The organism is Mesorhizobium sp. P2_E9 (assembly GCF_056403815.1).
Genome location: NZ_JBFUET010000006.1, coordinates 42,395 through 54,630, shown reverse-complemented (window position 1 = coordinate 54,630; position 12,236 = coordinate 42,395). Strand labels below are relative to the sequence as shown.

The window sequence follows — 12,236 nt, the reverse complement described above, 5'->3', positions numbered from 1 at the left end:
GCCTCCGCTGCTCGCTCTCAGCGCGGCGCGCGCTTGGCCAATATCCGCTGCAACGTGCGGCGGTGCATGTTGAGCCGGCGCGCGGTTTCAGAGACGTTACGCTCGCACATTTCGTAGACGCGCTGGATATGCTCCCAGCGCACGCGGTCGGCTGACATCGGGTTTTCCGGCGGCGCGGCGCGCTCGCCCGAGGTGCGGGTCAGCGCCGCGAAGATGTCGTCGGCGTCGGCGGGCTTCGACAGATAATCGACGGCACCGAGCTTCACGGCGGTCACCGCGGTGGCGATGTTGCCGTAACCGGTCAGGATGATGGTGCGGGAATCCTCGCGCTTCTCGCGGATCGCGGCGACCACATCGAGGCCGTTGCCGTCGCCGAGCCGCATGTCGACCACGGCATAGGCCGGCGGATTGGCGCGCGCCTTGCCCACGGCCTCCTCGACGCTCTCGGCGGTCTCGACCACGAAGCCCCTGGTTTCCATGGCGCGGGCCAGACGGGTGAGGAACGGCTTGTCGTCATCGACGATCAGAAGCGAGGTGTCCTCGCCTTCAACCATTGCGCCAATATTTTCATCGCCTGTCATCGTCTTGAAATTCCTGCTGCCTTAATTTTACGCAGATATAGTTTTGCGCCGCTATTGTCCAATTTACGCAATGTCAAACATGGTGGCCGGGGCCGTTTCCGGGTTCAGGAAGACCGTTCTCGGCCACGAAATCTGCACCACGGCCCCTTCTCCCAGGCCGCTCGAATTGCGGAAATCGAGCGTGGCGCCCGAGCGTTCAAGCAGCGTCTTGGCGATGAATAGGCCAAGCCCCAGGCCACCGCCGGCTTCATTGCCCTGGCGCGTCGACATATAGGGTTCGCCGATGCGGTCGATGATCTCGGGCGGAAAACCGGGACCGTCATCGATGATCGAGAAGGTCACGGCGGCCTCATCCCAGCTCCAGCGCACGGTGACGCTTTTGCGGGCGAAATCGACGGCGTTTTCGACCAGATTGCCAAGGCCATAGATGACGCCCGGATTGCGGCGCCCGACCGGCTCCGGCCCGGTGCGCTCGCCCGGGCGAAGCTTGATCGAGATGCCGAAGTCGCGATGCGGCGCGGTGACCTCCTCGACCAGCGAGGTCAGCGGCAAGCGGGACAGATGCGCCTCGCCCTCCGACGACAGGCTGGTCAGGCGTTTGAGGATTTCGCGGCAGCGTTCGCTTTGCGAGCGCAGCAGCTTCACGTCTTCGCCGTATTTCGGATCGCTGCCGAGCGCCTTTTCCATTTCCTTGGCGACGAGCGTGATGGTGGCGAGCGGCGTGCCAAGCTCGTGCGCCGCCGCCGCCGCCAGGCCATCGAGCGCCGAAAGGTGCTGTTCGCGCTGCAGCACCAGTTCGGTGGCGGCAAGCGCATTGGCCAGAAGCCGCGCTTCGGCGGCCACCCGGAAGGCATAGATGGCGGTGAAGGCGATCGAAGAGAGCACCGCCATCCACATGCCGGCGACATAGATGAAGGGCATGGCCAGCGGCGCGCCTTCATACCAGGGCAAAGGCAGATGGATGAACACCAGCAAGGTCGCCGCGATCATCACCAGCCCGCCAAGGATGGAAGTCAGGCGCAGGGGCAGCGAGGTCGCCGAAATGACGACGGGCACGGTCATCAGCAGCGAGAACGGATTGGTCAGGCCGCCGGTCATGTAGAGCAGGCCTGCAAGCTGCAGGCTGTCGAAGATCAGGATGCCGAAGGCGGCAAACGGGGTAAGCCGGTGCGCGGCCGGAAAGCGGAAGGCCAGGAACAGGTTCATCCAGGCCGAACAGGCGATCAGCGCGAAGCACAGGCTGACCGGCAGCGGGAATTTCAAGCCATAGGCGACGACGAGCACCGCCACGCTCTGGCCGACAATGGCCAGCCAGCGCAGCCGGATCAGCGTGTTGAGGCGCAGCCGCTGGCTTTGCTGGAAATCGGGCGAACGCAAAACGTTGATCATGGAAATGGATTACAGCCGCGAGGCCAGGAACGCTAGGTCCGCTCCAATCCGATGGAGTCGGATTGGAGCCCTACTTCTGGTTTGAGCATGATCTTTTCCAAAAACCGGTTCCCACTTTTTGGGATCATGCTCGCGGCTTGGCGCGGGCGGTGGCGGCGGCGAGCAGCGGGTTTTCCGGCCAGACATGCTTGGGATAACGGCCGCGCATGTCGGCGCGCACATCGGTCCAGGAGCCGCGCCAGAAGCCGGGCAGGTCGCGTGTGGTCTGGATCGGCCGGTGCGCCGGCGACAACAGTTCAAGTGTCAGCGGCACCGTCCCATTGGCAATCGAGGGGTGGCGGTCCAAGCCAAACAATTCCTGCACGCGAACCGCCAGCACCGGCCATTCGCCGTCATAGCGGATCGGCACATGGCTGCCCGACGGGGCGTCGAAATGCGTCGGCGCCAGCGCCTCGACCTTGCGCTGCAAATCGTGCGGCACGAGCGAAGCGAGGCCGGCCGAGACAATGCCCGGACCGATGGCGGCAAACGAAGCCGCACCCGACAGGAACGGCAGCACCCAGTCGTCGAGGCGCTCGATCAGCGCTTCATCAGACATATCGGGCCAAGGTGCGCCGAGGCCGCGATGCAGCCAGGACAGCCGCTGGCGCAGCGTCTCGGCCTCCTTGCTCCAGCTCAGCAGCGACAGCCCGTGCTCGCGCAAGGCGTCTGCTATGGCGCGGTCGGCCTCGGCGCCGGAAGGAGCCGGCAGCATGCGTTCGGCCAGCGTGATGGCGCCGAGCCTAACCGTTTCGCGCACGCGCACGGCGCGGCGCTCGCGGTCGAAGCTCGTCTGCCGGCGTGTTTCGATCCGGTCGGCCAGCGTGGCGCGGATGTCGTCCTCGCCGATTGCCGCGGCAGCCGCTATGCGGGCATTCTGCGCCTTGCCCTGTAGGTCGGCAACGACCAGAAAGGCCTCGCCCGCCAGCGGGTCGGCGGCATCGAGCATGGCGCCTGAGCCATTGGCCAGCACGAAGCGCCCGCGCTCGCCGCGCGCCTTGGCGACGCGATCCGGCCAGGCGTGGATGAGCAGAAGACCCGCAGGGACAGCTCCACTGTTTTTTGTGCCGCCCACCTGCCTTGCCAGCCTCTCAGCCAATTGCCGTGCGGCGATGGCGCGCGGCGATCTTTCCCCGCGAAAGCGCATCAGCCGCCGTTCGAGGTCAGCGCCATCACCGCCAAGGCCGCGTTCGGTAAGCAACACGGCGAGCATGGCCGCCTCGAATGCATGGCCGCTCTTCGCAGCCTCGGCGACCATGTGCGCCAGTCGCACGGGCAGAGCGAGCTTGCGCATCGAGGCGCCCGCTTCGGTCAGGCGCCCGGTCTCGTCGATGGCATGGAGCGCGCGCAGCAGCACCCTTGCCTCGTTGAGCGCCGGGGTCGGCGGCGGATCGAGGAAGGCGAGCGCCGTCGGATCGCCGACACCGAAGGCGGCGCAGTCGAGCAGCAGGCCGGAGAGATCCGCTTCGAGGATTTCTGGCGGCGTAAAGGCGGGAAGTGCCGCCGTCTGCTCGGCGCGCCACAGCCGCATGGCGACGCCGGCTTGTGTGCGCCCGGCGCGACCGGCACGCTGGTCGGCCGAGGCCCTGCTGACGCGCACGGTTTCCAGCCGCGTCAGGCCGCTGGCCGGCTCATAGCGCGGCAGGCGCGAAAGGCCGGAATCGATGACGACGCGCACGCCGTCGATGGTGATGGAGGTCTCGGCAATCGAGGTCGCCAGCACCACCTTGCGGCGGCCCGCCTGCGCCGGCTTGATCGCCGCGTCCTGCGCCTTGCCGTCGAGCTGGCCATAGAGCGGGACGATGTCGGTGTCGGCGCCGACCTTGCCGGCCAGCCGTTCGGCAGTGCGCTCGATCTCGCGTTGGCCGGGCAGGAAGGCAAGCACGCTGCCGCCCTCGTCGGCAAGTGCGGCGCGGATCGCCTTGGCCATGGCATCCTCGATCGGGACACCGGCCGGCCGTTCGTCGTAACGGATGTCGACGGGGAAGGCACGGCCCTCGCTTTCGATCACTGGCGCGCCCGACAGGAGCTTGGCGACACGGGCGCCGTCGAGCGTCGCCGACATCACCAGCAGACGCAGGTCTGGTCGCAGCGCGCCCTGCACGTCGAGCGCCAGGGCCAGACCGAAATCGCCGTCGAGCGAGCGCTCGTGGAATTCGTCAAAGATCACTGCCGAGACACCGGGCAGTTCGGGATCATCGAGGATCATGCGCGCCAGCACGCCCTCGGTGACGACCAATATCCTGGTTTTCGCCGAAGTGCGGTTTTCCATGCGCATGGCGTAGCCGACCGTGGCGCCAGGCTCCTCATCCAGCAATTGCGCCATGCGGCGGGCGGCGGCGCGGGCAGCGAGCCGGCGCGGCTCAAGCAGCACGATCTTGCCCGCCCCCAGCCAGGATGCATCGAGCAGCGCCAGCGGCACCAGCGTCGTCTTGCCGGCACCGGGCGGCGCCACCAGCACGGCGCTGTTGCCAGCGCCAAGCGCTGCGCCCAGCGCCGGCAGCACGGCGGATACTGGGAGCTCCGGCAGGGATCTTGTCGTCATTGCGTCCGCATATCAGCGGTCATGGTCGCCGTGCAACCGGCGTCGGCTCAAAGTCTGGTCCGCGAAAAAGGGTTCCAGCGCACCGTGCCGAGCCGCACTTCTTCGCGCACCATGGTCAGCAGGCCGGCCCCACCGACGATCGCGAGGCCGACGAGCGACAGCCAGTCGGGGTATTCCTTGAAGAACAGCGCGCCGAGGATCACCGCCCAGACGATCTGCGAATAATGCGTCGGTGCGATCCGGTTGGCGGGCGCGTATTTGGCGGCGAGCAGCTGCATGAATTGTCCGCCCGCGGTGAAGGCGCCCGCCATCGCCAGCCAGACAAGCTGCATGGCATTCGGCAAGGTGAACGCGGTGGTGGCGACGCCGACGCCGTTGAACAGCAGGCCATAGCCGACAAGCACGCCGAGCATCGATGTGCGCTTCTCCTGCTGCGCGAGCGATCGCAGCAGGATGACGCTGGTGGCGGCGAGGAAAGCGTTCACGAAGGCGGCCAGATGGCCGAGGTTCAATTCGCGAAAGCCCGGCCGCACCACCAGCATCACCCCGGCAAAGCCTGCAAACACTGCCAGCCATCGCCAGGGGCCGACCTTTTCCTTCAGGATGACGGTCGACAGGATGGTGACCAGCAAGGGCGCCAGGAAGATCAAGGCGTAGACTTCGGCCAGCGGAATGTGCGTGAAGGCATAGACGCTGAGCACGCCGGAAGCGATGCCGGCCCAGGCTCGGGCCTGCACGGCCCATGGCCGCTTCATGCGCCAGAAATCGCGCCAGCGTTCACCCGCCGGGCGGGTGAAGAACAGGAAAAACCCGGCAAACAGGGTGGCGAAGAAGCCGATCTCGAAGACGCTGAACTGTCCGCCGAGGCTCTTGATAACGGCATCGCTGCCCGAATAGCTTGCATAGGCGATCAGGGCGAGCAGAATTCCGTTCGTCACGTTCCATTTCCGGGGAGAGAGTCGTTGAAAATACTGGCGCTCGGTGCGCATCCGGACGACATCGAGATCTTCATGTTCGGTACGATGGCCGCCTATGCGGCGCAAGGCGCAGAACTCACTTTTGCCGTGGCCACGGATGGTGCCAGGGGTGGCAAGAGCGATGCCACGGTTCTCGCCCGTGTCCGTCGTGAGGAAGCAATGGCGGCGGCCGCGCTGCTAGGTGCTGCGTCACGCTTCCTCGACTTTCCCGACGGCGAGCTGGTCGCCGATGCCGCGCTGATCGGCGCGCTGAAAACGCTGATCCGCGAGACCGGGCCGGAGCTGGTGATCACGCACGCGCCCAATGACTATCACGCCGACCATCGCGCGCTGTCGGACGGCGTGCGCATCGCGGCCTCGTTCGCGGTTCCGGTGCTGCATGCCGACACGATGGGCGGAACCGGATTCTCGCCGACGCACTATGTCGATGTTTCCGCCTACCGGGATATCAAGACGCAGGCGATCCGCGCGCACCGCTCGCAGCGGCCGGAGCAATATGTCGACAGGGCGCGCATCCAGAACGAATTTCGCGCCGGTCAATGCAACGCTGTCCCCGGTTCTCTGGCCGAGGCTTTTCGCTTTGAGCCGACATTTCCCTTCGCCGACATACGCGCCTTGCTGCCGCCCGCGCCGCCGGTCCGGCCGGTGGTGCCACAGACCAGCGTCATCGGCGAGGCCGACTGAGCGGCTGCCGGAGCAATCATCCGGCGGTCATTTCTCAACGATTTCAATCACCCGTTTCGTCATGTTGCGGCGCAGCGACGAATTCGCTTGCGTTGTTTAGTAAAAATTGCATCACTAAACAAATTACTAAACATCTGCCGCGCTCCGGCGCCGCCATGTTTGGGCCTCTGAGGAGAGAGGTTTAGGGCTCTTGAAACCGTCATCCGGGCGCGTTTCGCAAATGGGAGGAAGGCATGAAATCGAGCTTGAAAATGGCGTTGGGACTGGCCTCGGCGGTGGTTGCGTCGACAGCTGTCTCGAACGCCGCGCACGCTGAAGACCTGACGCTTTGCTGGGCCGCCTGGGACCCGGCCAACGCACTTGTCGAACTGTCCAAGGATTTTACCAAGGAGACCGGCATCGGCATGAAATTCGAGTTCGTGCCGTGGACCAACTATGCCGACCGCTTCCTCAACGAGCTGAACTCGCACGGCAAATTGTGCGACCTGATCATCGGCGACAGCCAGTGGATCGGCGGCGCGGCCGAGAACGGCCACTACGTCAAGCTGAACGACTTCTTCGACAAGGAGAAGATCAGCATGGACGACTTCGTGCCGGCAACCGTGGTCGGCTATTCGGAATGGCCGAAGAACACGCCGAACTACTGGGCGCTGCCGGCCATGGGCGACGTCGTCGGCTGGACCTATCGCAAGGACTGGTTCTCCAAGCCGGAACTGCAGAAGGAATTCAAGGAAAAGTACGGCTGGGATCTCGGCCCGCCGACCACCTTCGACCAGCTGAAGCAGATCGCCGAATTCTTCCAGAAGCGGCAGATCGACGGCAAGACCGTCTATGGCGCGTCGATCTACACCGAGCGTGGCTCGGAAGGCATCACCATGGGCGCCATGGACGTGCTCTACAGCTACGGCTTCCAGTACGAGAACCCGAAGAAGCCCTACGAGATGGAAGGCTTCGTCAATTCGGCAGACTCAGTCAAGGGCCTGGAATTCTACAAGTCGCTCTATGATTGCTGCACCCCTCCGGGCGCATCGAACAGCTACATGGGTGAAGGCGTCGATGCCTTCAAATCCGGTCAGGTGGCGATGCACATGAACTTCGCCTTCACCTGGCCGGGCCTGCAGAAGGACGAGAATGTCGGCGGCGACAAGATCGGCTACTTCGTCAATCCAAAGGGTCCCGGCGGCGCCCAGTTCGCGCAGCTCGGCGGCCAGGGTATTTCGGTGGTCTCCTATTCCGACAAGCAGGAATCGGCGCTGAAATACATCAAATGGTTCGCCAACAAGGATGTGCAGGCCAAGTGGTGGTCGCTCGGCGGTTACTCCTGCCTCAACGCAGTGGTGAAGGATCCGAAGTTCCCGGCCAGCCAGCCCTATGCGCAGACCTTCCTCGACTCGATGGCCATCGTGAAGGACTTCTGGGCCGAGCCAAGCTACGCGCCGCTGCTGCAGGCGTCGCAGAAGCGCTTCCACGACTATGTCGTCGCCGGCCAGGGCTCCGCCAAGGATGCACTTGACGGCCTGGTCAAGGACTGGACCCAGGTGTTCCAGGATGACGGCAAGATGTAACCGGCTCCTCCCGAGCTAGGACCCAGAGCCGGATGATTTCGGGTCGAACAGACCTGAAATCATCCGCTCCGGACCAAAGAGAGAGTGAGCATGATGTCGTCCGCAAACCGCGTCACACTTTTCGGCATCATGCTCTCGGTCCCGTGCCACCCTTGGCACGGGACGCAGTTCAGATAAATTCCATCACAGAGACGACCCAAGTGACCGAAGCAGGACTGACCATGCTCAATCGGACCGCGGAGAACGTTGCCCGGGCGACCCCGGAACCGTTGGCCCGCAAAGTCCGGGGCATCAGCGACAAGGGCCTCGCCTGGCTGTTCATCTCGCCGACGATCCTGTTGCTGCTTGCCATCAACATCTTCCCGCTGTTCTGGGCGATCTATCTGTCGTTCACCAATTACCGGGCCAACCGGCCGAACGAAGTGGTGAAGAACCTCGGCTTTGCCAACTACCAGCGCATTCTCGGCGATCAGGACATCTGGATCGCCATGCAGACGACGGCGCATTTCGTGTTCTGGACGATCCTGTTGCAGACGCTGATCGGCTTCACGCTGGCCTGGCTGATCGACCGAAAATTCCGCGGCCACGCCTTCTGGACGACGCTGATCCTGGTGCCGATGATGCTGTCGCCGGCGGTGGTCGGCAATTTCTGGCGCTTCCTCTATGAGCCGCAGATCGGCCTGTTCTCTTATGTCATTTCGTTCGTCAGCGGCATTCCACCGACAAGCATCCAGATGCTCTCCAACGTGTCGCTGGCGCCGTGGTCGATCATCATCGTCGACACCTGGATGTGGACGCCCTACGTGATGCTGATCTGCCTGGCAGGACTGCGCTCGATCCCCGAATATATCTATGAGGCGGCCGAAGTCGACCGCGCCTCCAACTGGCGGCAGTTCTGGTCGATCACCCTGCCGATGGCGCTGCCCTTCATCATGCTGGCGGTGCTGTTTCGCGGCATCGAGAACTTCAAGATGTTCGACATGGTCAACCTGCTGACCGGCGGCGGCCCGGGCTCGACCACGGAGGTCGCCTCGATCACGCTGAAGCGGCAGGCGTTCGAGAGTTGGCGCACCGGCTATTCCTCGGCCTTCGCCATCATCCTGTTCGTCGCGGTGTTCGGCCTCGCCAACATCTACGTCAAGGCGCTCAACAAGGTGAAGCAGAGATGAGCCTGACCACAGCCCACTCGGTCGTCGCCCCTTCGGCCAACTCGAAGCGCATCGCCGGCGCGATCATCATCGCCTACGCGCTGATTTCGATCGTGCCGCTTTTGTGGATCTTCGCCACCAGCTTCAAGACGCCGCCGGATTCGATCGCCTATCCGCCGAAGCTGCTGTTCCAGCCGAGTCTCGAAGGCTATTGCAATTTGTTCACGACGCGGACGAGGCAGACGCCGGAATACATCAACTCACTCGGCCCGGCGACCGGCTTCTGCGACGAGACCACGCGCAAGCGCAACATGGTGATCGCCGGCCCGTCCAACTTCCTGCCGCGCTTCGTCAACTCGCTGATCATCGCCTTCGGCTCGACCTTCTGCGCGGTCTTCCTCGGCACGCTGTCGGCGTACGGTTTCTCGCGCTTCAAGGTGCCGCTGGCCGACGACCTTCTGTTCTTCATCCTGTCGACGCGCTTCATGCCGCCGATCGCGGTCGCGATTCCCATCTACCTGATGTACCGCGAGCTCGGCCTGTCGGACACGGCGCTCGGCATGATCCTGCTCTACACCGCGGTCAACGTGTCGCTGGCGGTGTGGCTCTTGAAAGGCTTCATCGACGAGATCCCGCGCGAATATGAGGAAGCGGCAATGATCGACGGCTATACGCGGCTTCAGGCGTTCTGGCGCACGGTTTTGCCGCAAGCCACCACCGGCATTGCCGCGACCGCCATCTTCTGCCTGATCTTCGCCTGGAACGAATATGCCTTCGCCGCGCTGCTGACCTCGGGTACGGCGCAGACCGCGCCACCTTTCATCCCGACCATCATCGGCGAGGGCGGCCAGGACTGGCCGGCGGTTGCGGCCGGCACGACGATCTTCCTGGTGCCGATCCTGGTTTTCACCATCCTGCTTCGCAAGCAATTGCTGCGCGGCATCACCTTCGGTGCGGTGCGCAAATGAGCATGACCAATCCTGTGAAACGCAAATCGCGCTGGCCGGTCTGGGCCCGGCGCGGCCTGATGGAAAACATCGCGACGGCGCTGATCGCCATCGGTTTCCTGATGCTGTTCCAGCCCTTCGCGCTGTCGCTCTACACCTATTCCTTCATCACCATGCTTGCTGGCACCGTGATGTTCATCATCGTCTCGAAATTCCCGGAATAGTCATGGCCGAGATCCGCGTTCAACACCTGAGAAAGGCCTTCGGCGATTTCGTCGCCGTGCAGGATTCCAACTTTGTCGTCGAGGATGGCGAGTTCTTCGTCATGCTCGGGCCATCGGGCTGCGGCAAGACGACGACCTTACGCATGATCGCCGGGCTCGAACTGCCGACGGGCGGCGAGATCTTGCTCGGCGGCGACGACGTCACCATGCTGCGGGCACGCGAGCGCGACATCGCTTTCGTCTTCCAGCTGTTCGCGCTCTATCCGCACATGAATGTGCGCAAGAACATCGGCTTTCCGCTTTTGGCACAAGGCATGCCGTCGGCCGAAATCCGCACCCGCGTCGAAGAGACGGCGAAGCTTTTGCGCATCGACCATCTGCTCAACAAATCCGTCTCCGGCCTTGCCGGCGGCGACCGCCAGCGCGTGGCGCTCGGCCGCGCCATCGTGCGGCGGCCAAAGTGCTTCCTGATGGACGAGCCGCTCGGCACGCTCGATACCGAATTCCGCGATCTGATGGTCCACGAACTGCGTGAGCTGCACAACCGCATCCACGCCACCACGGTCTATGTCACGCATGACCAGATGGAAGCGATGTCGATGGCCGACAAGATCGCTGTCATGAACCACGGCGTCATCGAACAGTTCGGCACGCCACGTGAGATCTATGACCGTCCCGCGACCATGTTCGTCGCCGACTTCATCGGCTCGCCGCCAATGAACTTTTTGGGCTTCGGCGGCGGGCTCGCCAAGGGCGCGAAGGAGATTGTCGTCCAGGGCGCGAAAGTCACGGTGCCTGAGGTGCGCGAGGATATTGCGCCGGCCGACATGGCACTCGGCATCCGGCCCGAACACATCCGCTTCGATGACGCCTCGAAGCTGCGCGGCGCGATCTACGGCACCGAATATCTCGGCACCACGCAGATCGTCGCAGTGGAAACGGCGGACGGCATCATCAAGGCGCGCGTGCCGGCCGAAATCCGGCTCAATGCCGGCGACCATGTCGGCCTGGCATTGAACAGCGCGCGGCTGTCGCTGTTCGACAAGGGATCGGGCCGCGCGGTGCGAACCGCCGTCCACGATACCGCCTCTCAGGGGAGAGCGCAGCATGGCTGACGTGCACATCAAGAACGTGACCAAGAGCTTTGGCGAGCAGGTCGCCGTCAACGGTCTCGACCTGCATATTGCGGACGGCGAGTTCGTCGTGCTGCTCGGGCCGACAGGCGCCGGCAAGACGACGACGCTGCGGCTGATCGCCGGGCTGGAGCGGCCGGACAGCGGCACGATCGAAATCGGCGGCCACAATGCGACGACACTATCGCCGGCGGAGCGCGACACCGCTTTCGTGTTCCAGCAATATTCGCTCTATCCGCATCTGTCGGTGTTCGACAATCTTGCCTTCCCGCTGCGCTCGCCGGCGCGGAAAATACCGGAAGACCAGATCCGCCGGCGCGTCGAGGAAGTGGCGAAGATGGTGCGCATCCATCACAAGCTCGCCAACCGCTCGACCAAGCTGTCGGGCGGCGAAATGCAGCGCGTCGCCATCGGCCGTGCCCTGGTGCGCAAGCCTTCGATCTATCTGATGGACGAACCGCTCTCGTCGCTCGATGCCAAGCTGCGGGCGGATCTGCGGCTTGAATTGAAGCGCATTCAAACCGAGCTCGGCGCCACCATGCTTTACGTCACGCACGACCAGATCGAGGCGATGACGATGGCCGACCGCATCGGTATCCTCGCCGACGGCGTGCTGGTGCAGATCGGGTCGCCGCGGACGATCTATTCCGAGCCGGCAAACCTGCATGTCGCCGCAAGGCTCGGCCAGCCGGCGATCAATCTTCTGCCGACCGGGTTGCTGCCTGATGGCGGCGCACCGACTGGCACCAAGACGATCGGCGCGCGCACGGAACATCTGGCGATCGAGAAGGCCAGGAATGGTCACGCCGACGGCGTCGTCGACTGGGTCGAGCATCTCGGCGACCAGAACCACCTGCATGTGACAGTGGGGCCGAAGAAACTGGTGACGCTGACCGATCCCGACACCGATCTGGCGCAAGGCGACAAAGTGGTGATCCGCTACCGCTCGCCGCTCTATTTCGGTGCCGACGGACAACGACTGATGTGAATGATTTTCGGCGTTC

11 protein-coding genes are annotated in these 12,236 nt (G+C 63.9%); 7 read left to right on the top strand and 4 right to left on the bottom strand.

Annotated elements, in window-relative coordinates:
• Positions 1-17: 17 nt before the first annotated feature.
• The 4 genes from AC1D05_RS12230 to AC1D05_RS12215 all read right to left on the bottom strand — a co-directional run bounded on the left by AC1D05_RS12230 (position 18) and on the right by AC1D05_RS12215 (position 5,492).
• A complete protein-coding gene (locus AC1D05_RS12230; protein ID WP_010913121.1) occupies positions 18-581 on the bottom strand; it encodes an ActR/PrrA/RegA family redox response regulator transcription factor in 564 nt (187 codons plus the stop codon).
• A gap of 63 nt (positions 582-644) precedes the next feature.
• The gene (locus AC1D05_RS12225; RefSeq protein WP_477440969.1) at positions 645-1,970 is read right to left on the bottom strand and encodes an ActS/PrrB/RegB family redox-sensitive histidine kinase; all 1,326 of its coding nucleotides are present in this window, start codon (positions 1,968-1,970) and stop codon (positions 645-647) included.
• Between the two features lie 124 nt (positions 1,971-2,094).
• Complete coding sequence (gene hrpB, locus AC1D05_RS12220; RefSeq protein WP_477440968.1) at positions 2,095-4,554, bottom strand: ATP-dependent helicase HrpB; 2,460 nt, start codon at positions 4,552-4,554, stop codon at positions 2,095-2,097.
• A gap of 47 nt (positions 4,555-4,601) precedes the next feature.
• Complete coding sequence (locus tag AC1D05_RS12215) at positions 4,602-5,492, bottom strand: DMT family transporter (protein ID WP_477440967.1); 891 nt, start codon at positions 5,490-5,492, stop codon at positions 4,602-4,604.
• Between the two features lie 24 nt (positions 5,493-5,516).
• Between AC1D05_RS12215 and AC1D05_RS12210 the strand changes: the two genes are divergently transcribed.
• The 7 genes from AC1D05_RS12210 to AC1D05_RS12180 all read left to right on the top strand — a co-directional run bounded on the left by AC1D05_RS12210 (position 5,517) and on the right by AC1D05_RS12180 (position 12,220).
• On the top strand, positions 5,517-6,215 hold the full coding sequence (locus AC1D05_RS12210) for a PIG-L deacetylase family protein (RefSeq protein WP_477440966.1): 699 nt from the start codon (positions 5,517-5,519) through the stop codon (positions 6,213-6,215).
• 233 nt (positions 6,216-6,448) lie between these two features.
• Entirely contained in the window at positions 6,449-7,780 is a 1,332-nt protein-coding gene (locus tag AC1D05_RS12205) for an ABC transporter substrate-binding protein (protein ID WP_477440965.1), read from the top strand.
• A gap of 221 nt (positions 7,781-8,001) precedes the next feature.
• Positions 8,002-8,949 carry a carbohydrate ABC transporter permease gene (locus AC1D05_RS12200; protein WP_027040434.1) on the top strand — a complete coding sequence of 316 codons (948 nt, stop codon included), beginning with the start codon at positions 8,002-8,004 and terminating at the stop codon, positions 8,947-8,949.
• A complete protein-coding gene (locus AC1D05_RS12195; protein ID WP_096453068.1) occupies positions 8,946-9,896 on the top strand; it encodes a carbohydrate ABC transporter permease in 951 nt (316 codons plus the stop codon). The genes AC1D05_RS12200 and AC1D05_RS12195 overlap by 4 nt, the downstream gene beginning before the upstream one ends.
• Positions 9,893-10,099, top strand: a complete 207-nt coding sequence (locus tag AC1D05_RS12190; protein ID WP_256749111.1) for a hypothetical protein — start codon at positions 9,893-9,895, stop codon at positions 10,097-10,099. The genes AC1D05_RS12195 and AC1D05_RS12190 overlap by 4 nt, the downstream gene beginning before the upstream one ends.
• 2 nt (positions 10,100-10,101) lie before the next feature.
• Positions 10,102-11,214 (top strand): ABC transporter ATP-binding protein, encoded by a 1,113-nt coding sequence (locus tag AC1D05_RS12185; protein ID WP_477440964.1) that lies wholly within the window; start codon positions 10,102-10,104, stop codon positions 11,212-11,214.
• On the top strand, positions 11,207-12,220 hold the full coding sequence (locus AC1D05_RS12180; protein WP_477440963.1) for an ABC transporter ATP-binding protein: 1,014 nt from the start codon (positions 11,207-11,209) through the stop codon (positions 12,218-12,220). Before AC1D05_RS12185 ends, AC1D05_RS12180 begins: the two co-directional genes overlap by 8 nt.
• Positions 12,221-12,236 lie beyond the last annotated feature (16 nt).

What these genes read in the sequence shown, in the direction of transcription:
- AC1D05_RS12230 (WP_010913121.1), bottom strand. Translation starts at nt 581, where the DNA reads ATGACAGGCGATGAAAATATTGGCGCAATGGTTGAAGGCGAGGACACC.
- AC1D05_RS12225 (WP_477440969.1), bottom strand. Translation starts at nt 1,970, where the DNA reads ATGATCAACGTTTTGCGTTCGCCCGATTTCCAGCAAAGCCAGCGGCTG.
- hrpB (WP_477440968.1), bottom strand. Translation starts at nt 4,554, where the DNA reads ATGACGACAAGATCCCTGCCGGAGCTCCCAGTATCCGCCGTGCTGCCG.
- AC1D05_RS12205 (WP_477440965.1), top strand. Translation starts at nt 6,449, where the DNA reads ATGAAATCGAGCTTGAAAATGGCGTTGGGACTGGCCTCGGCGGTGGTT.
- AC1D05_RS12200 (WP_027040434.1), top strand. Translation starts at nt 8,002, where the DNA reads ATGCTCAATCGGACCGCGGAGAACGTTGCCCGGGCGACCCCGGAACCG.
- AC1D05_RS12195 (WP_096453068.1), top strand. Translation starts at nt 8,946, where the DNA reads ATGAGCCTGACCACAGCCCACTCGGTCGTCGCCCCTTCGGCCAACTCG.
- AC1D05_RS12190 (WP_256749111.1), top strand. Translation starts at nt 9,893, where the DNA reads ATGAGCATGACCAATCCTGTGAAACGCAAATCGCGCTGGCCGGTCTGG.
- AC1D05_RS12185 (WP_477440964.1), top strand. Translation starts at nt 10,102, where the DNA reads ATGGCCGAGATCCGCGTTCAACACCTGAGAAAGGCCTTCGGCGATTTC.
- AC1D05_RS12180 (WP_477440963.1), top strand. Translation starts at nt 11,207, where the DNA reads ATGGCTGACGTGCACATCAAGAACGTGACCAAGAGCTTTGGCGAGCAG.